The sequence below is a fragment of the Syntrophomonas wolfei subsp. wolfei str. Goettingen G311 genome (genome assembly GCF_000014725.1).
GTDB classification, from domain to species: Bacteria; Bacillota; Syntrophomonadia; order Syntrophomonadales; family Syntrophomonadaceae; genus Syntrophomonas; species Syntrophomonas wolfei.
Genome location: NC_008346.1, coordinates 398,922 through 419,584, shown reverse-complemented (window position 1 = coordinate 419,584; position 20,663 = coordinate 398,922). Strand labels below are relative to the sequence as shown.

19 protein-coding genes and 1 rRNA gene are annotated in these 20,663 nt (G+C 45.1%); 11 read left to right on the top strand and 9 right to left on the bottom strand.

Going from position 1 to position 20,663, the window contains the following annotated elements; translation table 11 throughout:
- Positions 1-14: 14 nt before the first annotated feature.
- Positions 15-1,710: ribosomal RNA gene (locus SWOL_RS01790) — 16S ribosomal RNA — on the bottom strand.
- Between the two features lie 608 nt (positions 1,711-2,318).
- Here SWOL_RS01790 and SWOL_RS01785 point away from each other — a divergent pair.
- Positions 2,319-3,437: a putative sulfate/molybdate transporter gene (locus SWOL_RS01785; RefSeq protein WP_011639801.1), complete on the top strand. Its 1,119-nt coding sequence runs from the start codon at positions 2,319-2,321 to the stop codon at positions 3,435-3,437.
- 131 nt (positions 3,438-3,568) lie between these two features.
- Here the strand turns inward: SWOL_RS01785 and SWOL_RS01780 are convergent, their stop codons facing one another.
- The 3 genes from SWOL_RS01780 to SWOL_RS01770 all read right to left on the bottom strand — a co-directional run bounded on the left by SWOL_RS01780 (position 3,569) and on the right by SWOL_RS01770 (position 4,831).
- Positions 3,569-4,147 (bottom strand): DUF4013 domain-containing protein, encoded by a 579-nt coding sequence (locus tag SWOL_RS01780; protein WP_011639800.1) that lies wholly within the window; start codon positions 4,145-4,147, stop codon positions 3,569-3,571.
- An 80-nt stretch (positions 4,148-4,227) separates the two neighbouring features.
- Complete coding sequence (locus SWOL_RS01775; protein ID WP_041427269.1) at positions 4,228-4,494, bottom strand: hypothetical protein; 267 nt, start codon at positions 4,492-4,494, stop codon at positions 4,228-4,230.
- A 64-nt stretch (positions 4,495-4,558) separates the two neighbouring features.
- Complete coding sequence (locus SWOL_RS01770) at positions 4,559-4,831, bottom strand: hypothetical protein (RefSeq protein WP_011639798.1); 273 nt, start codon at positions 4,829-4,831, stop codon at positions 4,559-4,561.
- Between the two features lie 304 nt (positions 4,832-5,135).
- On the opposite strand from SWOL_RS01770, the gene SWOL_RS01765 reads away from it, so the two are divergent.
- Positions 5,136-5,774, top strand: coding sequence for an HD-GYP domain-containing protein (locus SWOL_RS01765; protein WP_011639797.1), 639 nt, complete (start codon positions 5,136-5,138; stop codon positions 5,772-5,774).
- Positions 5,775-5,858: 84 nt separating this feature from the next.
- Here SWOL_RS01765 and SWOL_RS01760 read toward each other — a convergent pair whose 3' ends face one another.
- Complete coding sequence (locus tag SWOL_RS01760; RefSeq protein ID WP_011639796.1) at positions 5,859-6,689, bottom strand: pyruvate, water dikinase regulatory protein; 831 nt, start codon at positions 6,687-6,689, stop codon at positions 5,859-5,861.
- Between the two features lie 1,134 nt (positions 6,690-7,823).
- Here SWOL_RS01760 and minD point away from each other — a divergent pair.
- The 4 genes from minD to SWOL_RS01740 are packed head-to-tail and all read left to right on the top strand — an operon-like array spanning position 7,824 to position 11,441.
- On the top strand, positions 7,824-8,645 hold the full coding sequence (gene minD, locus SWOL_RS01755) for a septum site-determining protein MinD (protein ID WP_011639795.1): 822 nt from the start codon (positions 7,824-7,826) through the stop codon (positions 8,643-8,645).
- Positions 8,646-8,659: 14 nt separating this feature from the next.
- Complete coding sequence (gene minE, locus SWOL_RS01750) at positions 8,660-8,905, top strand: cell division topological specificity factor MinE (RefSeq protein ID WP_011639794.1); 246 nt, start codon at positions 8,660-8,662, stop codon at positions 8,903-8,905.
- A 9-nt stretch (positions 8,906-8,914) separates the two neighbouring features.
- Positions 8,915-9,508 carry a septum site-determining protein MinC gene (locus SWOL_RS13430; RefSeq protein WP_011639793.1) on the top strand — a complete coding sequence of 198 codons (594 nt, stop codon included), beginning with the start codon at positions 8,915-8,917 and terminating at the stop codon, positions 9,506-9,508.
- A gap of 16 nt (positions 9,509-9,524) precedes the next feature.
- On the top strand, positions 9,525-11,441 hold the full coding sequence (locus SWOL_RS01740; RefSeq protein ID WP_011639792.1) for a CHASE2 domain-containing protein: 1,917 nt from the start codon (positions 9,525-9,527) through the stop codon (positions 11,439-11,441).
- A gap of 36 nt (positions 11,442-11,477) precedes the next feature.
- Here the strand turns inward: SWOL_RS01740 and SWOL_RS01735 are convergent, their stop codons facing one another.
- Positions 11,478-13,133, bottom strand: a complete 1,656-nt coding sequence (locus SWOL_RS01735) for an ABC1 kinase family protein (RefSeq protein ID WP_011639791.1) — start codon at positions 13,131-13,133, stop codon at positions 11,478-11,480.
- A 235-nt stretch (positions 13,134-13,368) separates the two neighbouring features.
- Here SWOL_RS01735 and SWOL_RS01730 point away from each other — a divergent pair, with 235 nt between their 5' ends.
- The 5 genes from SWOL_RS01730 (at position 13,369) to SWOL_RS15035 (ending at position 18,290) form a co-directional block, all read left to right on the top strand.
- Complete coding sequence (locus SWOL_RS01730) at positions 13,369-14,340, top strand: ABC transporter substrate-binding protein (protein WP_011639790.1); 972 nt, start codon at positions 13,369-13,371, stop codon at positions 14,338-14,340.
- Positions 14,337-15,083, top strand: coding sequence for an ABC transporter permease (locus tag SWOL_RS01725; RefSeq protein ID WP_011639789.1), 747 nt, complete (start codon positions 14,337-14,339; stop codon positions 15,081-15,083). Before SWOL_RS01730 ends, SWOL_RS01725 begins: the two co-directional genes overlap by 4 nt.
- Positions 15,068-15,763 (top strand): ABC transporter ATP-binding protein, encoded by a 696-nt coding sequence (locus SWOL_RS01720; protein ID WP_011639788.1) that lies wholly within the window; start codon positions 15,068-15,070, stop codon positions 15,761-15,763. The genes SWOL_RS01725 and SWOL_RS01720 overlap by 16 nt, the downstream gene beginning before the upstream one ends.
- 155 nt (positions 15,764-15,918) lie before the next feature.
- The gene (locus tag SWOL_RS01715; protein WP_011639787.1) at positions 15,919-16,746 is read left to right on the top strand and encodes an MBL fold metallo-hydrolase; all 828 of its coding nucleotides are present in this window, start codon (positions 15,919-15,921) and stop codon (positions 16,744-16,746) included.
- Positions 16,743-18,290 carry an HD domain-containing phosphohydrolase gene (locus SWOL_RS15035; protein WP_011639786.1) on the top strand — a complete coding sequence of 516 codons (1,548 nt, stop codon included), beginning with the start codon at positions 16,743-16,745 and terminating at the stop codon, positions 18,288-18,290. Before SWOL_RS01715 ends, SWOL_RS15035 begins: the two co-directional genes overlap by 4 nt.
- A gap of 383 nt (positions 18,291-18,673) precedes the next feature.
- Here the strand turns inward: SWOL_RS15035 and SWOL_RS01705 are convergent, their stop codons facing one another.
- Genes SWOL_RS01705 through SWOL_RS01695 form a run of 3 tightly spaced genes read right to left on the bottom strand, consistent with a single transcriptional unit; the run spans position 18,674 to position 20,634 of the window.
- Positions 18,674-19,633, bottom strand: coding sequence for a sensor domain-containing diguanylate cyclase (locus SWOL_RS01705; RefSeq protein ID WP_011639785.1), 960 nt, complete (start codon positions 19,631-19,633; stop codon positions 18,674-18,676).
- Positions 19,626-20,270, bottom strand: coding sequence for a chemotaxis protein CheC (locus SWOL_RS01700; RefSeq protein ID WP_011639784.1), 645 nt, complete (start codon positions 20,268-20,270; stop codon positions 19,626-19,628). Before SWOL_RS01700 ends, SWOL_RS01705 begins: the two co-directional genes overlap by 8 nt.
- Positions 20,260-20,634 carry a response regulator transcription factor gene (locus SWOL_RS01695; protein ID WP_011639783.1) on the bottom strand — a complete coding sequence of 125 codons (375 nt, stop codon included), beginning with the start codon at positions 20,632-20,634 and terminating at the stop codon, positions 20,260-20,262. Before SWOL_RS01695 ends, SWOL_RS01700 begins: the two co-directional genes overlap by 11 nt.
- Positions 20,635-20,663: the final 29 nt, after the last annotated feature.

Here is a 20,663-nt window from a genome sequence, read left to right as displayed (position 1 = left end):
TCCTTACTCCTTAGAAAGGAGGTGATCCATCCGCACCTTCCGGTACGGATACCTTGTTACGACTTCACCCCAATTACCAACCCCACCTTGGACGGCTCTCTCTCTTGCGAGTTGAGTCACCGGCTTCGGGTGTTGCCGACTTTCGTGGTGTGACGGGCGGTGTGTACAAGGCCCGGGAACGCATTCACCGCGACGTGCTGATTCGCGATTACTAGCGATTCCGACTTCATGCAGTCGAGTTGCAGACTGCAATCCGAACTGAGAATGGCTTTTTGAGATTCGCTTCACCTCACGGCTTCGCTGCCCTCTGTACCATCCATTGTAGCACGTGTGTAGCCCAGATCATAAAGGGCATGATGATTTGACGTCATCCCCACCTTCCTCCTGCTTGTCACAGGCAGTCCCATTAGAGTGCTCATCATTAATGTTAGCAACTAATAGCAGGGGTTGCGCTCGTTGCGGGACTTAACCCAACATCTCACGACACGAGCTGACGACAACCATGCACCACCTGTCTCTACGCTCCCGAAGGCACTTTCTACTTTCATAGAAATCCGTAGGATGTCAAGACCTGGTAAGGTTCTTCGCGTTGCATCGAATTAAACCACATGCTCCACCGCTTGTGCGGGCCCCCGTCAATTCCTTTGAGTTTCAGCCTTGCGACCGTACTCCCCAGGCGGGATACTTATTGCGTTAGCTGCGGCACAGAAGGGGTCGATACCTCCTACACCTAGTATCCATCGTTTACGGCGTGGACTACCAGGGTATCTAATCCTGTTTGCTACCCACGCTTTCGCACCTCAGCGTCAGGGTCAGTCCAGACAGTCGCCTTCGCCACTGGTGTTCCTCCTGATTTCTACGCATTTCACCGCTACACCAGGAATTCCACTGCCCTCTCCTGCCCTCAAGATACCCAGTTTCAAATGCAACCCCGCAGTTGAGCTGCGGTCTTTCACATCTGACTTAAATATCCGCCTACGTGCTCTTTACGCCCAGTAATTCCGGACAACGCTCGCCCCCTACGTCTTACCGCGGCTGCTGGCACGTAGTTAGCCGGGGCTTTCTAGTAAGGTACCGTCACTCTTAAACAATATTCTCGCTTAAGTTCTTCTTCCCTTACAACAGAGCTTTACAACCCTAAGGCCTTCTTCGCTCACGCGGCGTCGCTGCGTCAGGGTTTCCCCTATTGCGCAATATTCCCCACTGCTGCCTCCCGTAGGAGTCTGGGCCGTGTCTCAGTCCCAGTGTGGCCGTCCACCCTCTCAGGCCGGCTACTGATCGTTGCCTTGGTAGGCCGCTACCCTACCAACTAGCTAATCAGACGCGGGCCCATCCATAAGTGATAGCTTTGTTAAGAGGCCATCTTTACTGTACTTAACATGCGTATTGTACAGCTTATGCGGTATTAGCAGCCGTTTCCAACTGTTATCCCCCGCTTATGGGTAGGTTGCCCACGCGTTACTCACCCGTCCGCCACTAATCTGAGAAGTGTGAGGTGAGAAGTTGCTCTGTGAGGTAAGATCTGCGAAGTTGGATGTGAGTTCTTTTGAGGAAATTGGCTTCGCCAATTTCTATTGATTCTCACTTCTAACCTCTCACTTCCCACTTCTCAAACAACCTCTAACCTCGCACCTCCCAAATCCGTTCGACTTGCATGTGTTAGGCACGCCGCCAGCGTTCGTCCTGAGCCAGGATCAAACTCTCCAATAAAAGTCTATCCTAGCCATCGTCTGGCTTTTTTCTCGTTGAGCCGTTAGTTAAGTCATCTTTTGACTTTCCTAACTTTTTCGCACTTCTAGTCTTGCTGTTCAGTTTTATCAAGAACTTTGCGCTGCCAAGCTTCCCGCTTGCGCGCAAGAATTATAATATCATCCACATCGACAATTGTCAACATAAAATGAAAAACAAAACTCTGACCTGAATACTAAGGATGTAACAGGGGATAGTTATTGCTTTGTACCAAATGAAAGCAGTATGTATATTATATTGGGAGGTATATTATTATAGAAGAAAAAGACAAGTTTTCTTTTGCAAAACTTTTTTACCACAGAAATGTCCTGCTTACTTTTAAGCATCGGAAGAAACTGCGAAGCAGTTTCAGCACAGCGCTACAACGAGGCAGGGGATTAGAAACCACCGCCTCGTTATATTTGTCCGGTATACAATTTTGCCGGTAGGTGAATTTTTACCCCTTAATATAAATTAATGAGCTGTATCCTTGCTAGTAGCTTGCTATCATTACTTAAAATATAATATAGTAGGTATTCACTAAAGATTGTTGCTTTGCAAGACCTATAATAGTACGAGGAGTTATAGAGATGAAGATTGGGGATTTTTCAGAAATTCATGGTGAGATTTCTGGTGCTATTGCTGACCTGGGGACTTTTCTACCTTATGTACTGGGCGCTATTATAATTGGTGGGCTGGATGCCAGTAGTATTTTTATAACTTTTGGCTTGATGTATATCTTTACTGGATATTTTTATCGTATTCCGATTCCGGTTCAACCTATGAAAATTATCGGTGCAGCGATATTGGTACACCATTTGACTGCTGGAGAAGTAGCTGCGGCAGGGATTATGATGGGTTTAACTTTATTCATCCTGTCTATAACCGGTTTGGCAAGTAGATTGGCTGGTCTGACGCCGGATAGCGTAACCCTTGGTATCCAGGCAGGTTTAGGTGTTAGCCTGGCCATGCTGGGGATAAATTATATAAAAACCGATTTGCTGCTTGGTCTTATTATAATGTTGTTCATGCTTTTTCTCTTTCAAAACCGGCGGTTCCCTGCTTCTATAGCGGGGGTGGTGGGTGGAACTCTGCTGGCATTTGTCCTGCACCCGGAACTTCACTGGCCCGGTTTGCAATTGGGGTTTTATTGGCCCCACCTAATTTTACCTGCCTGGACCGATTTTGCCCGGGGCTTTACCCTGGCTTATTTACCCCAGTTGCCCCTTACTTTAACTAATTCCGTTTTGGTAACAGCCATTTTAGCTCACGAGCTTTTCCCAGAGCAATCAGAAAAAGTAAATGAAAGAAATCTATGCCTGACCCTGGGCATTGGCAATCTCCTGGCCGCCCCTCTGGGTGGTTTTGCCATGTGCCATGGTAGCGGTGGACTGGCAGCTCATTATCGTTTTGGTGGTAGAACCGGTTTTACCCCAGCCTTAATGGGAATAATTCTTCTATTTACCGGCATATTTTTGGGACCTGCAGGAGTTGATTTGTTACAGGTAATTCCCCAGGCCGTACTAGGTGGTCTCCTCTTTTTCAGCGGAGTAGACCTGGTTCGAGGAGTGCAGGATTTTGGAGATAAAAAAACTTTGTTCTGTTTTGCGGTAGTATTAATAATCAGTATTGCTGTGAACCCAGCGATTGCCTTTATGGTCGGTTTAATACTTCATTTCCTGTTTAATAAAGGTTGGGTAAATATCTAATTTTGTTAAAACTATTTACCTGTGGCCGTGGGGAGCTTGTCTATAAAAAAATGCTCTTATGGAAATACGAAGGAAACAATCTACTCTACTCTGGCGGAAACCTTGTCAGACTTGGTTATTCTGGCCTAGATTCAGGAATTAAGCAGGCTCCCGGTGAAATGGAAAAAGATCATTCCACAGTAAAAAATCAGCAATACTCCCAGGAATGATAAATAGGGAAGAAGAAAGACAATCGTTAAACCCAGTGCCATTAAAAAAACAGCCATAAAATATGCCGGTATATAATTGGAAGCTACCTGATTCATCATGTAAAATATCTCTTTAAAATTAATGGCGTCCATAGGATAATGATCTTTAAGGTAGTTGGCAATAGCCAGAGGAATAATCATTCCAATGGCCAGGATGATAATAGATACCAGAAAAACACCCACCATGGGGATATGCAAGAGGAGGAAGGCTAAAATCAACGGCACTAAGAAATATCCCAGAGAGATTAAAAAAGCTATAATCCCTTCCCGAACAAAATCCTCCCAACGCTCCCATTCAGGTAAGGACTGGCGACCAGCCATCCCAAATTTCATACATTCCACAAAATAACATAAACTAAGCAGATTGAGAACCGGAACTATAGAGATGACACAACCTAAAAGGATTTTTTTAATCCAGTCTTCATCACGAAAAGGAAACCTTATATAATGATAAAAATTCATTAATAACCCTCCCCCTATTATATTATTATAGAACAGGGACAGGATTATGTGTAAAAATTGTGAAGGGGGCTTTCCCCCCTTTACTTAAGCTGTGGTTGACGCTCCTTGTACTGGTCTTTTATTTGATCAACTTTATCTGCCCAAAATTGAATTTTATACATGGCATCATCTTCCATAGCAGAAGCTACTTTTACCACTTCTCGATCATTAATTTGCACACCTATATTATAGAAGCCTTGTTCATCAGAACGAATAAGCAATCCAGGAATGCGATCCTTCTCTAACAATCCAACATTAAATTCTTCCAGGCTCATAATAGGAGTTTCGTAAGCCTCGACTTTTGACATCATGATTCCCCCTTTCGTAAAGGTATTTGTAACCAATCCTCTGAAAATACGGGAGAGAGGATTTTCAGGAAGAATAATTACCTAAATCACCCTCAAATCCATATCTTCTTTGTATTTCCTGTATCTGTGGTACCCACATATGAACCCGTTCATGGACTTCACTATCTTTAACCTGGTCTATTAATAGTATCTGATTGTTGCCCAGTTCAATTCCGATGTTGTAAACACCCTTGTTGGTGTCAGAGCTTACCAATAGACCTTCGTATTCTTCTTTGGCATAAAGACTGTTTTGCAAAAAATCATCCTTACTCATGATTTTTCCTTTTTTATTATGCATCGCTTTTCCTCCTTTTCTATTAAGCTTCTACTGATGTACCTGCGGGAAAGGACTCGAAATTTCCCTTTAAAAGAGATTGGTCTACTCTTTTATTTAAGAAAACATCTCTCAGTAGAATCATACTTTTGCTTTGAATATTATCCCCTCCAGACTATTTTTTATGTAATCTTAAATCCACAAATAATGCGCTGAATAATAAAAGAATTTACAGATTTGAGCTATTATAAAATCTTGAACAATATTTTTGCACCTTTATCCCTTCATTGCCATATTATTGCAATTAAATGGGGAGGGGTTGGGGCCTATGAAAAAAAGATTTTTTAAATATGTAAAAAAGCCACTCTTAAAACTACCCGGTCTATTTAAAAAGACAACTTCATTAAGCTATAATGAGGAATTGCTTATTGTCGCCCGAACTTTATTACGGGTAGTGGATTTGATAGACCACTATACCTGTTCCCATAGCTTACGAGTCGCCAGTTTGGCGGATTGCATTGCTGTAAAAATGGGGCTAAATGCAGAGCTCAGGAAAACCCTGCATGATGGAGCGTTACTTCACGATGTTGGTAAAATAGGGGTTGGTAAGCATATACTCTGTAAGGAAGGCCCTTTAAATGATGATGAGTGGTTATTGCTAAAAAGGCATCCGCTTATTGGCTATGAAATGTTGGAAAACATGGGATATTCGACCGGAGTTTTAAGTATCGTTCGGCATCACCACGAACATTATGATGGGAAGGGTTACCCGGATGGCTTTAAGGGAAGAGAAATTCCCTTTTTGGCCAGGATAATAAGTGTTGCAGATAGTTTTGACGCTATGACTACCAAACGCCCTTACCATCCAGCTTATTCCACTTACAAGGCACTGGAGGAAATAACGCAATGTTCCGGTTCCCAGTTTGACCCTGATGTAGCAACAGCGATTAATAAAATAATAATATAGGGGATAACCCGAAAAACTGGTTATCCCCTCTTTTGGCCGCTGCCATTTGGTGGATTCCTGTTAAGCAAAGTATCACTTTAACCTCTAAAAGCGGTGATGGGTTATACGTAAGGGTAAATTAAACTTGTGGGTAATGGTATTACCCACCTCCTCAATATCATCAAGGGTAACATCAATTACCAGGCATTTTAACTTGGCATAAATCCGGTAAGCGTTATCCAATTCCTCAGCCACCAGGTCATCCAGGGTCTCAATGTCATCTGGCAGTTCAAAACTCCGGAACCTTTCTTTGCGCAATTCCATAAGGGTATCGATATCAATGGTAAGTCCAACCATTGGAATCCGACCCTTTAAATCAACAATCTCTTGCGGGATCTCAGTATCCATAAGTATCGGATAGTTGGCCACCTTTATCCCCAGGTTGGCTAAATGCATCGAAAGTGGGGTTTTTGAAGTTCTGGGCAATCCGAGGACTATCAAATCCGCTTCATGAACGCTGTCAAGATTCTGTCCGTTGTCATGTTCAATGGTATACTCTATGGCCTTCATACGGTTGAAATACTGATCATCCATCTTATGGGTTAATCCGGTAATATACTCTGGTTTTTGTCCGGTTTTGAATTGAATTGCATCAAAAAGAGGAGCCATAACATTAACCGCGATAACCTGTTTTATCCGGGCGGTTTCATCCAGGAAGCGCGATAATTCCGGTTTTACGATGGTATAAATGATAATGGCATCATTCTCAACCGCCTGATCAATTATTTTTTCCACTTGTTCTTCCTTGGTTACCCTGGAGAAACGAGTAATATTCCGATCAAGATTGAACTGTAATACTGATGCCACCGCGATTTTTTCTGCGGTTTCACCTACCGAATCAGATACTGCGAAAATATGCAACTTATTATCTGCCATAATATCGTCCCCCTTTAGACGTTTTACTTTTCCCCTGATTCATTTCAGTCCTTAATAATTCTATTCTACAAAACCCAGAGCTTTTCCTCTTTTTAGTCCCTCCAAATAGCTCTTCTTTAAAATACCTGCCCTTGGCTTTTTACCCAATCCCTATGACCACCGGCTGCGCCAAGCAAGTAATAAAAAAGTTACTATTACTACTCCCGCCCTTAAATACCAGTATTATTTTATTCCACGATAAGGTAATTGTACTTGTTTCAACAAATTTGCCGGTAAAGCGTATATTATTTATGAGTTGAACAAATAGATAAGATAAAGTTATTCTAAATAGCTGTCTAAAACCATAAATTAGTGATATTATTACTATAGTGGGGTTGGTTTCGAGGTGATAGGGATGGAATCGTTTGAATCTGTCTTTGCGTTGGTACTAGTCATTTGTTTGGGTTTAGGTCTGGTAGCCTCTATAGTAGGTGTTTTTCTATTCAATGGTTTCGACTGGTGGGATAAACTCTAAACCTCACTAATAATATCTTATTGAAAACGCTTATAAAATATTAAGCTTTCTTCTCTCACAAAGCAAGGTTTACATACAAATTCCCATGTAAATTTACGAATCGGGTTTTTTTAAGCATCGGAAGAAACTGCGGAGCAGTTTCAACACACCGCTGCAACGAGGCGGGGAACCCGCCGCCTGTTTTGTTAATAGGCGACTGCTTAGGGATATATTTCACCTCTCGTTATTTGGGAATTAGAGATGTTTTTTGCTGCCACTATAGTATTGCCTCATCTGAGTGAATACTCAAACTTCTATTACCCTTTTGCGTGACCTTTAATGCAACCTGTTCGATAATATCAAGTTCAATAATGATTAACCCTGAACTCTTTTTCCTTTCTCCTTAATAAATTACTCCTTTCCAACTCCTTCTTAAAACGTGTCAGTCCCGGCTTCCAAGCGGGTTATTTCACTATATTATCCCCCATCTCTTTAAAATAGCAGTTTATTCCCTAACAAATATCATTTACAATTAAATAGAATCTTTTCTTTATTCGACAAGTTCAGGTAGTCTGCTGGGAGAATTTCGACTATCTCGATTTGAGAATTAAATTTATTCAAAATGGGGAGGCCTTTTCCAAATGGGGAAAAAAACTGAAGGAAGTAGCGTAATAGTCGTGACCTCAGGCAAGGGCGGTGTAGGAAAAACTACCACTGTAGCCAATGTTGCCAGTGCTCTGGCGCGGAAGGGTTATAAAATTGCAGTTATGGATCTGGATATAGGGCTAAAAAAGCTTGATCTTATTCTAGGCCTGGAGAATCGTGTTATCTATGATATTATTCAGGTAATAGAAGGGGAATGCACTCTGAAGCAAGCCCTGGTGAAAGACAAGCGTTTTCCCGAACTCTATATGCTGCCGGCAGCCCAGACCCGTAACAAAGATGACATAAAGCCCGAACAGGTGCAAGAAATCTGCCGGCAACTCCGGCCAGAATTTGACTTTATTTTTATCGACTGTCCTGCCGGCATAGAACAGGGTTTCAGGAATGCTATCGCGGCTGCTGATAAAGCTATAGTAGTAACTAACCCAGAGGTTTCCGCCGTAAGGGATGCTGACCGCATTATCGGCATGTTGGAATCAGCCCAGTTCCAGGACATTCAACTGGTAATTAATCGCCTACAGGCCAGTATGGTTAGAAGTGGTGATATGTTGAGCATAGATGATTTGATGGAGCATCTTTGCATCAGCTTGTTGGGTATAGTCCCGGAAGATAAGAAAGTGCTTATTTCCACCAACAAAGGTGAACCTATAGTATTAAATGAGCATTCGGAAGCTGGACTAGCCTTTAATAATATTGCCAACCGCCTCCTGGGTCAGCAGGTAGATTTCCCGAGCTTTGAGGAAGATTCATTATGGGGGAAAATCCGCAATCTGGGACGCAACCTTTTCTCTAAACAATAAGGGAGGGATAATAAGTGTTGGATTTTTTAAAACGGGTCTTTGCAGACAGTTCCAGCCGTAAGCAAGCCAATGATCGCTTGCGCGTGGTTCTAACTCATGACAGAACCGGCACCTCCTCCCGTTTGATGGAAACCCTGAAAGAAGAAATTTTAGAGGTTATTTCCCGGCATGTAGAAATAGAAGGACGCCCCGAAGTCAAGATAATTCGCGAAGGCCGGCACTCAGCACTGGACATAAACATTCCTTTAAAGGGTAGGTAATAACTGGATATGGTTAAAATAAAAGGTTTAAACGGTAATTTAGTATTCATATTCGGCCCGGGAAGTTTTGATGAATACCTCAGTTTTTTGGAGGAGAAATTAACTGCCAATAAACAATTGTTTAGCGGTTCCCGGGTGATATTCAAGGGAGAAGAATTGAAAAAACTTTCTCATTCCCAAATCGCTTCTCTACAAGAACTCTGCCTGCGGCATGGGGTGATTATGAATAACAATGCAGTCACTGTAAACAAAGGTAGTTCTAAGGATCTGGTAATCTACCGTAATCTGAGAAGCGGGCAAAAATTACGCTCCGAAGGCTCGGTAATTATTTGGGGCGATGTCCATGAAAGCGCCGAAATATTAGCAGCCGGTGACATAATTGTTCTAGGTAAGTTAGACGGGATTGCTCATGCCGGTTGTTATGGGGATATGAACCGCTTGATTTTTGCCCTCAGCCTTTCTCCCGGACAGATTAGAATTGGAGACCGGCTTTCCCGTTCTCCTGAAGATCCAGATAAGAGCCCCCATCCCGAAATAGCTTTCTGGGATGGAGAAAACATCTGCATCAAAGCCTATTCCTCGCGTAGTGGTTTGCGAGGGTAAGAAGGGTATCTGAATTGTGAATTTATCTTATGAATCTCACCCGCTTGAAGAAAAAAAGCCCCGAAGAATCTTCTCCGGCATAAGCCATAATAGATTCTTTATTCCTATCCTGCTTTTTTTGCTCTTGCAGGGTCTGGTTATGCTGGGTTTCTTTACCCGCAGTGACCTGGGACTCTATGACGCCTTTTTCCGGCTTAAGGGAGCTTCAAATCCCGGCGAAAAAGTAGTAATAGTGGCCATAGACGATTCCTCCATCTCCCGCCTGGGGCCACCGGCCTGGCCCCGTTCCGTTCACGCTCGTTTGCTGGAAAAACTGAAAGAGGCCCGGGCGGTAAGCTTTGACCTTACTTTCAACTCTGCTCAGGAAGCCCGTGAGGACCAGGCTTTCGCCTCAGCCATTCAAAAACATGGCCAGGTAATACTGGCAGCCAAGTTTACCTTTGAAAAAGATGAAAGTGGCGAACTGGTTCAGGGTTTTGAGCCCCCCCTGCAGGAGCTCATGTCGGGTGCCGCTGGCCTGGGCTTTGTCAACACTCCAACTGATATCGACCAGAGGGTAAGACGCTCCACTCTGGTCGATGTTAATTACTTCGAAGTTCCCTTTCCCAGCCTGGCCATTGCTACCGCCATGGTAGCCCAGGACATTAGCTATGAAGAACTTAAACTAGAAGCAGATCGTCTACTGCTGGGGAAAACAGAAATACCGTTAAGCCCACTAAACCAGGCTATGGTAAAATTCTGGGGACCGAAGGCCACATTCAAGACTATAAGCTATGCCGATGTTATAGAGGAAAAAATCCCCCCCGCCTATTTCCAAGACAAAATTGTTCTTATCGGAAGCATTACACCGGAGGATCATGACTTTGTGACCACCCCCTATACCACCAGCAATATGGTAAAGGGCGGAGCCCTGGACACCCCGGGGGTGGAAATACACGCTTCCATTGTCCAGACTTTTCTAGAAGACAGCTGGTACCGAGAGGCCGAAAAGCCTTTTAATATGGCCTTTCTTTTGCTGGCAGGCCTCCTCACTTCACTGGTGGTCAGAGGACGCGGTCCCTGGAAGGGGCTAATTGGAACTGTTCTGGTAACCCTGGCAAGCATTGCTCTGGTTTATGGTCTGTGGGAATACCAGCGAATATGGCTCAGCCTGGCTGCTCCCCTGGCCCTTATCTTGCTGACTTATGTGGTGGTAACGGCCACCGAATTTATTCGAGCTGAACTGGGAAGACGTAAAACCAAAGCCATGTTTTCTCGCTACGTTTCCGCCGATGTGGTGGATGAACTCTTGAAAAATCCGGATGAAATTTCCCTGGGTGGCAAAAAACAGGTGGTTACTATCATGTTCGCAGATATCCGCGGCTTTACCGCCTTCAGCGAAAATAAGGACCCAGTGGATGTAATCAACCGGCTCAATGAATACCTGACTGCGATGACCGACTCCATTCAAAGCCATGGCGGCACCCTGGATAAATACCTGGGAGATGGTCTCATGGCCTTTTTCGGAGCCCCGGTCTATTTTGAGGATCATGTGGAGAGGGCCATCAAGGTGGCCCGGGAAATCCAGGTTAAGGTGGCAGAATTAAATCATAAGTGGGCTGAACAGGGCGCTGTACCTCTGCTGGTAGCCGTAGGCATCAACACCGGTCCGGTGGTGGTGGGCAATGTAGGCAGCCCGGAACGGATGGATTATACACTAATAGGAGAAGATGCCAACCTGGCTTCTCGAGTTGAAGCCTTGACCAAGCTCTTTGAAACCCTGGTATTAGTTTCCGAGCGCTCCTACGATCTGCTTCCAGAAGGGGAAACCAAAGCTTCTCTGCATTATGTAGGCGAAGAACTGGTAAAGGGTTTCACCCATCCCATCAAGGTTTATTCATTTACTGATTTGGATTTGCATTTTGAAAAATCTCAGGATAAGGGCTTTAAGTAATCCCGGGGGTGTCAAGGGGACGGTTCTCTTGACACCCTACGGGCGCAGCGAGGAAATCAAGAATACAACCAGGCTTATAATAGCCACCCCAAAGCCCAGCACCCCCAGAAAGCTATATTCTTCAACCCAGGCGGCGTGATTGGCCTGCAGTATGAAGGAAGAGCCTATCAAGGCTCCGGTTATTATTAAACTGGCGCTGAGGCGGCTTATTAAACGGGAAATTCCATGATAGGCTTTATCACTTAAATCCAGTTCCATTCTCACTTTTAACTGTCCCTCACTGGTTCTCCTGACCAGTTTGTTGAAGTTGGAGGGCAGGGCAGCCAGGGGCTTTATATCCTGGTAATATTTACGGCGAATATACTTGTAGACACTCTCCGCTTTAAGCCGCTCTTCCAGTACTTTATTGGCCAAAGGGCGGGCGGTTTCCATAAAATCATAACCCGGATCGAGCTTCTTCCCCACTCCTTCTACGGTAATAAGGGCTTTCATCAGCCCGGTCAAATAGGCCGGCATTTTCAGCTGGTGACGATAGGAGAGATCCATAAGCTCATTGCGCAGGCGATTTATGTCCAATTTTCCGATGCTGCCGGAAACGCTTTTGATCAGGTCGGCAAAGTCTTCCTGGAAATCCTCTATATCATCCAGGTCACCCACTATGCCCATATCCTGCAAACTGGACATGGCTTTGTCCATATTCTGTTTACTTATGGCCAGAAGCAGTTCCCCCAGGTGTATCAGACGAGTCTCGCTCAAGGAGCCGATTTGCCCGAAATCAATAAAAGCTATCCGGTTTTCATCCAGCAGCAAAATATTGCCCGGGTGCGGGTCCGCCTGGTAGAAACCATGTAGGATTATCTGGGAAAGAAAAGTTTCGGTTCCCAATTGGGATATCTTTCTCCGATTCCAGCCCCGTCTATCTATTTCCTCCAAATCACCTAGTTTAACTCCGCTGAGATATTCCTCAGTCAATACCTTGCCGGTGGTGTATTCCCAGTATACCAGGGGAATAACCACCCGCTGGTCATCGGCGAAATTCTGGTATACCCTTTCCGTATTGCGAGCCTCACGGGCATAGTCCAATTCCCGCATAAACATCCGGGAGAATTCCTCCACCATATCCTTTATGCCGAGACGGCGGGCCTCAGAAGAACGTAGTTCAGACAAATGGGCCAATCCCAGGACTATCTCCAGGTCATTTTGAACTATTTTCTCAATACCGGGTCTTTGTACCTTTACAATGACCTCTTCGCCGCTTTTTAGTCGGGCCAAATGTACTTGTCCAATGGAAGCGGCCGCCAGCGGCTCGGGATTGAATTCGGCAAAAACTTCATCAGGATGCCCCAGTTCGCTAAGCAACTGCTTCATTAGTTCAGCATTAGGCATAGCTTCAACCTTATCCTGCAAACGTTCTAATTCTTCTATATATACCGGGGGTAAAAGATCAGGGCGGGTACTCAAGACTTGTCCCAGTTTAACAAAAGTGGGGCCGAGTTCCACCAAAGATTGCCGCAATTTCTGGGCCAGCAATCTATCTCCCGGTCTCTCGGCTACCAGTGTCGGGCGTTCCGCCAGGGGAGTGAGGCTGTCCAGACCCAGGCGTTGAATCATATAGCCAAAGCCGTTCTTAACCAGCACTCCCACAATCTGCTGGCGCCGTCTAATATGTCTGATTCGCTGCAATAATCCCAAGAGCAAACCTCCTTAAAGCCTGGATAAGAATTGGGACAGGGGTTCAGGCTGTTTTTAGTATTCTACTATAAAAATATATCATATATCATGGGGATGGTTCTTCTGATATATAAAAAGAAATTGCTTGTGGCCCTTACCCCTCACCCCTCACTTTTCTTATTAATCTTTACTGTATTTTGAGCAAAATATTGCAAAATATAATATAATAACCAAAAAACTAAGGAGGTTTTAGCCGATGAAAAAAGGAGTATGGTTGCTGATTATCGTCCTGCTTTTGGCCGGTAGCTTTATTTTCTGGAAACATGGCGGATTAGGTCCGGAACCACCAGCGCAAATTACCCTGATTAACCCGCTGGGCCCTACGGTTATTCCGGTAGCGGGCATTAGTTCCCAGCAGGTTATAAGCGAAATGCCTATTACAATACAATACTGGAAGGATACGGATGAGGCAGTGGCCCTTTTAGCCTCCAAAAAGGCGGATTTTGCGGTTTTGCCCATCAGCGCTGCTGCTAATATTTATGCGCGCGGAATCAATATCAAGATGCTGGGGGTACATGAGTGGAAGGTTTTTTATTTACTAGCAGCCAAAGATACTCCTTTTGAGGGCTGGAAGTCCCTGGTGGGCAAGAGGGTTTATACCGCTCACGGCCGGGGACAGACCGCCGATGTTATAATGCGAGCGGCCTTAAGTAAGGAAGGAATAGAGCCGGATCAGGATGTAAAGATACTCTATGCTCCACCTCAGGAGATAGTCGCCTTATTCAAAGCCGGTAAGGTTGATTTTGCAGCTTTGCCCGAACCTTTCGTTACCCTGGCCATGAGCGGTGACAACGGGAAAATTGTTCTCGATTTCCAGAAGTACTGGGGGGAGAGTACGGGTAAACCGGAAAGAATACCGGTTGCCGGGCTCTTTGTAGCCGGTGATTTTCAGGAAAAATACCCGCGGGAAACTAAAGAACTGGCCCGAATTTTTGCTGATTCCACCCGTTGGAGCAACGAAAATGTAGACCAGGCCCTGGCTGTTGCTGCCGAGACTTTACCGACTATACCGCAACCGGTAATGAAGAAAGCCCTGAGTCGTATCGAATTTGAATTCATCGATAGCAGTAAGTCACGACCGGAAGTGGAATTCTACCTGCAAAAAATGAAGGAACTCTATCCCCAGGGTACACCCAAACTTCCAGATAAAGGTTTCTATTCTTCATGAAAACAGGACTGCGCTCACTGGTCGGTATCATAGTCTTCATCCTTTTGTGGCAATTACTGGCCGTAATTTTGGACAAGAGTATTATTGTCCCGACTCCAGGAGAGACCTTTGGTCTTTTCTTTCATTTGCTGCTCAGCCCGGCTACTTTACTGGCCGGGCTGCAAACCGCCTGGAAGGTTTTAATGGCCCTGGGCCTGGTATTGCTCCTGGGACTACCCCTGGGCTTAATTATCGGGCTCTTTGAACCCTTGTATGATATGTCACGGCCTATAATAATGGTTATTCAGGCAGTACCGGTTATATCATGGCTTTCCCTGGTCCTTTTCACCTGGGGTAGAAACTGGCAGGGTCCTGTACTGATTGCCTTTCTGTCTATTCTGCCCATAGCTATTCTTACTACCGTATCCGGGGTACGCAACCTGGATAAGAAGCTTCTGGAAATGGCCCGCCTTTACCAAGTACCGGCCAGGAAAATTATACATGACATCTATTTTGGTTCCTTGCTTCCTTTTATTATTGCCATCATAGATGTCAGCCTGGGACAAGCCTGGAAGGTTATACTGGTAGCAGAGTATCTTTGTGGAGACAGCGGCCTGGGTCTAAAAATATTCGATGCCCGCAGCTTTGTTGATACTCCTTCCGTTTATGCCTATACCCTCCTGGCCGTTTTGCTGGGCATTATAACCGAGAGACTGATTAAAATGGGAACAGGGAGGCTTTCGAAACTATGGGTGCCCGTTTAGAAGTCAGATCTTTATGCAAATCCTTTGGATCACTTTCCGTATTAAACAACTGGAACCTGAATATCCGGGAATCAGAACGAATTGTTTTATTGGGGCCATCTGGTTCGGGAAAAACGACTTTTTTGCGCTTAATTGCAGGTCTGGAAAAACCTTCCTCAGGAGAGATAAAACTGAGCTCACAGCGATTGGGCTTCGTTTTCCAGGAACCACGGTTGATTCCCTGGCGAACAGTAGAGGACAACCTGCTTTTTGTCAATGAGAAGGGAGATATTTCTGGTATTCTGGAGAAACTTCGCCTAAGTGGCTTTGCCGGTTTCTTTCCCGCTCAATTAAGCGGTGGAATGCAACAAAGGGTTAACCTGGCCCGGGCTTTGCTGGTAGAACCGGAGTTGCTCATTCTGGATGAAGCTTTTTCCTCCCTGGATCTACCAGTAAAAACTAGCATAATGAAAGACATCAATCTTCACTGGCAGGAAAAGCATTTCACCATTATTGCAGTCACCCATGATTTAAAAGAAGCCCTCTTTCTAGCCGATAGGATTATAATCCTCTCCCCTGCTCCATCAGTCATTGCCCGTGAGCTTCCCGTCACCCTGGGGAAGGTGCGCAGCTTTTCCTCCCCGGAATTCCTGCACCTGGAGGGGCAGTTGTTGGACATTGTTTGCTCGGCCGACCGCTAGTGCTATATTAATATCTTTTCTTATGTTATTATCGTTTTGTAATGAAATTTTTACCTTGAAAGTAAGATCGGTATTGCTTCAGGCTATTTCTCATTACTAGCATTTGGCTTCCGGTAATCCTAAAATACCAATTTGCGGGAGGAGGTTTTGGGGAAATGACAAAAAGAAATTTTGAGGTTACTTTTTGGGGGGTCAGAGGTTCACTTCCGGTACCGGGTCCCCATACTATTAAGTATGGCGGGAATACTTCCTGTGTGCAGGTACAAATTGGCCAGCGTCTCTTTATTATGGACGCCGGCACGGGAATTCATCATCTAGGACAGCAATTATTGAAAAGCCAAAGCCAAATAAGCGGGGAGATTTTCATTTCCCATACCCACTGGGATCATATCCAGGGCTTTCCCTTTTTTGCCCCGGCTTTCATAAAGGGGAATCGCTTCGTTCTCTATGGCCAGAGCAAGGTAAATTCCACTTTTGCCGATTTAATGAGAGGTCAAATGACCTACCAGCATTTCCCGGTAAGCCTGGGGGAAATGGGAGCCAGCATCGAATTTCATGAATTGGACAGTGGGAGTAAACTGGATCTAGGGGAGCAGATCCGCCTGCGTACGGTACATACCAACCATCCCAATGGCAGCCTGGCTTACCGCCTGGATTATGATGGCCGCTCCTGCTGTTACATAACTGATACAGAACACTACTCCTGTGTAGATCCGCGTCTGAAAGCTTTTTGTGAAGAGACTGACCTGATGATATATGACAGCAACTACACCGATGAAGAGTATCCCCGTTTTCTGGGCTATGGTCATTCCACCTGGCAGGAAGGAATCAAACTGGCTCAAGCTGCCGGGGCTAAGAAACTGGTGCTTTTCCATCATGATAAAGCTCGCAGTGATGGAGAAATGGATAAAATCGAAAAAGAGGCACAAAGATGTTTTCCCAACTGTATCGCCGCTCGTGAAGGATTGGTGATTAATCTTTGAAACATTATACTCCGGAAATTTTAGAACAAGTAGAAGATATTATAAATATTGGTATTGCTCTTTCGGCAGAAAAAGATAAAAACCGTCTTCTGGAAATGATCGTTAGCGAGGCCCGGAGGATTACTAACGCTGATGCCGGAACTCTTTATCTCTGTGAAAATGAATCTTTGAGTTTCAAGATTATGCAGAATGAATCTATGAACACCTTTTTGGGGGGTCGAGGAGAAAGAATAAACATCCCTCCCGTTCCATTAAAGATGGAAAATGTATCCGCTTATGCGGCCATCACCCATAAGAGCGTCAATATTCCCAATGTATACCAGGCGAAGGAGTTCGACTTTTCCGGTCCCAAGAAATTTGATGAGAGTACGGGCTACCGTACCCTTTCCATGCTGGTCATTCCCCTGGAGAATCATGAAGAAGAGGTCATAGGGGTATTGCAGCTTATTAATGCCCGTGATGAAAACGGGAAATTGATTCCTTTCGCTCGCTACTTGGAAAATGTGATTACTTCACTGGCTTCACAGGCGGCCATAGCCATAAGTCATATGCAGCTTGTAGCCGATATAGAAGAGCTGTTCAATTCCTTTGTTCAGGTGATGGCAACCGCCATCGACTCCCGCACTCCTTATAATGCCAATCATACCCGCCGCGTGGCCCTGCTGGCCGGGGAAATGGCCCGGGCCATCAACCGGCAGAGCCAGGGATACTGGGCCGGAGTATCGTTCAGTGACGAGCAAGTAGCCCAATTGGAGATGGCCGGTTGGTTGCATGATATAGGCAAGATCGCCACCCCTCTGGAGGTAATGAACAAATCAACCCGCATTGAACACCAGCTGGAGCTGGTTTTGCAACGCTTTGATTATATTTTATCCAACAGCGAAGCTGAATACCTCAAAGAAAAACAAGCCCTTCTGGCTATTAATAGCAATGATAGCCGGGAGCAACTGGAACAACTGGAGAGATCCTGGGAGGATAAGCAACACTATATAAAAGAAAGCCGCGAATTCATAATTAAGGTTGATCACCCATCCACCTTCGTCAACCAGGAAATAGTAGAGAGGCTTAAGGAAATAGCAGTTCAAAGTTATAGGGATGCTACGGGGAAGCTGCAGCCCTGGCTCCGGGATAACGAACTCAAGTGCCTCTGTGTGGCCAAAGGTACCCTTACTGAGCAGGAGCGAAAAATCATGGAAGATCATGTGGTAGTAACGGGAAAAATGCTGGAGAAAATACCCTTTACCAAAAAATTGAAAGATGTTCCTTTTTTCGCCTCCATCCATCACGAACACCTTAATGGAAGAGGTTATCCTCAGGGACTCAGCGGGGAGCAAATACCTCTGGAAGGCCGCATCCTGGCCCTGGTAGATGTATTCGATGCCCTCACTGCTTCCGATCGGCCCTATAAAAAGGCCCTGCCCCTGGAGCAGGCTTTAAAAATCCTGGGCTTTATGGTAAAGGATGGGGAACTGGACGGAGAGCTGTTGCAGTTGTTGGTTGAACAGCAGGTTTGGGAAAATTTCCTGGATCTAAGCGAATGCTGATCTGGGCTTTAAGCATCGGAAGATACACGGAGCAGTTTCAGCACAGCGCTGCAACCGGGCGGGGGATTAGGCCCCATCGCCTGTTTGGTTAGTAAGAAAATAAGATTTAGACGCAGAAGGACGCTGACCCTTCGGGCGCAGCAACCTTAATAGCAACCGCAGGGAGCATGAGCGGTACCCGCAGGGTGATTTACGCCGATACTATCTTATGAAATCTTAATAAATCAGCGTTAATCAGCGTCAAAAAATTCGCACTTGTTGCTTCCCCTATTTTCATCGGTGGTTGTGGCCCCTGGGCCATGGATAGTTAGTAAGAAAAGAAAGGAGTAAGGGGTAGGGGTAGTACAGTGTCAAAAGGACCGTCACCTTGACACCACACCTCGTTATATACCGGAATTATAGAAGTGATAATCATTTTTTCCACTGTTCTTTACCTGGTACATGGCTAAATCCGCTTTGTTGATGAGATTGCGGCTATTCTTGGCATCTTTGGGGTAAAGGCTGATACCAATACTTGCCGTCAGATATACTTCCCGTCCCCAGAACATAAAAGGATTAGCCAGAGCCGTTAGTATTTTTTTAGCAATAGTTGCAGCATCTGCTTCGCTTTTTATCTGGGGAAATATGAACAGAAACTCATCACCACCCAAACGGGCCAGGGTATCGCTTTCCCGCAACAATTCCCTCAGCCTTTCCGCTACCACCTGCAACAAGTGGTCACCCGCTTCGTGTCCATAGTTGTCATTGACCTCCTTAAATCCATCCAAATCAAGAAAAACTACCGCCAGCATCTCTTTATTACGCTGCGCCATGCTGATGGCATTATCCAGGCGGTCATAGAATAAATAGCGATTAGGCAGTCCCGTAAGAGCATCATGAAAGGCCTTAAAGCGGTTTATCTTTTCTGCTGCCCGTACCTGTTCGTATTCGCTGTCTATTTCCTTTATCATATGTTTAAGCTGCTTAACCCGGCTGTAATGACCGGTCAGGTCGGAAATCTGCAGCAGCATATATTTTTCATCATCATAGTCCAGTGGTTCTACCAGTAGATTCTGGCGCACATCCTTTCGTATATCCTCCACCGGAGCAATAAAGCAGTGGTGCAAAGCGCCGGAGAGAAACCGGCTTTGCCGGTGAAAAAGAGCCCCCTGAAAGGCATCGAGACAAGGCTTACGGGATAAGTTGGGAAAGAGCTGAGGCAGCTTCTGACCAATAGTTTCTTCCTGACTTTTTCCCGTATATTGCTCCAACCAGGCATTCCAAAAAACTATTTTCAGGTCTTTATCCAGTATTATTATTCCCTGGTTCACCTTGTCCAGAGCTAAATAGGCCAATTTAAACATCTTGTTCCTCCAGCAGGGCATCTATTTTTTGGAGCAAACAGGAAACGGAGTTCAGGTTCAAGGCAATCATAATAACCCCCTGAACCTGTATTTCATCCACGGTAAAAGTAGTATGCAATATCAATATATAAACCCCATCTTTGAGAAAAAGCCTCTGATCTGATTCCGTAACATCAATAAGCTCCACTTCTGGTACGGTAAATACCACCCGGGTCTCCAACAAATTGCCGAATTCTCCTATTACTGCATTTAAAATAAGATTGCTGATTTCTTTCAAAACATCAAAGTCGGTGTCCAGAAAACGCGGCGGCACTGCATCCTCCTCTTCCAGCAGCAGTTCCTCTCCTATGCAGGCATTAACCAATAGTTTAGCCTGCTGCACCGGAAAAACCAGAAATGCCTTGCCCCTAAAATCCTGCCCGAAACTTATATAAGAAGATACGATATGCCCCGGCGAGAAAATTTCCGGCAATGGCAGGTCACCCTGCTCCATTTCCGCTTCGGGAATCAATTCTACCCGTGGTACTGATAATAGTATCCTTAGTCCTACCATTTCCGAAAGGAGACTGGCCGCATATCCCACATAAACATTTACCAATTCAGTTAAGGCATCCTTCTGCAGGGGATTAAGAAGCATAGGAACCCTCCTTGAGCAAAGCCAGCAGTTCCCCAGCCTTTTCATTGTTTAAGGGCTTGTTGAAATAAGCTAACACTCCCATTTTTTCAACTTCCTCCCGGGTGGCCTTCTGGATATCCGCCGAAATAATAATTACCTTAACTTGCGGGTTGCTTTGCTTCACCACCTGCAAAAACTCCTGACCATTCATTTCCGGCATTAACAAGTCGGTGATTATGAAATCAGGCCTCTCTTGCTCATATAAAGCATATGCATCCCGGCCATTATTGGCCGTAATAAGTTCCGCTTCCGGAAGATACTTTATAAAAATCTTTTTCAAAAACCCTTGGAAGAACTGGGAATCATCAACTATGAGTATTTTCATAACAATCACTCCTCTCTGAAATTCCCTTA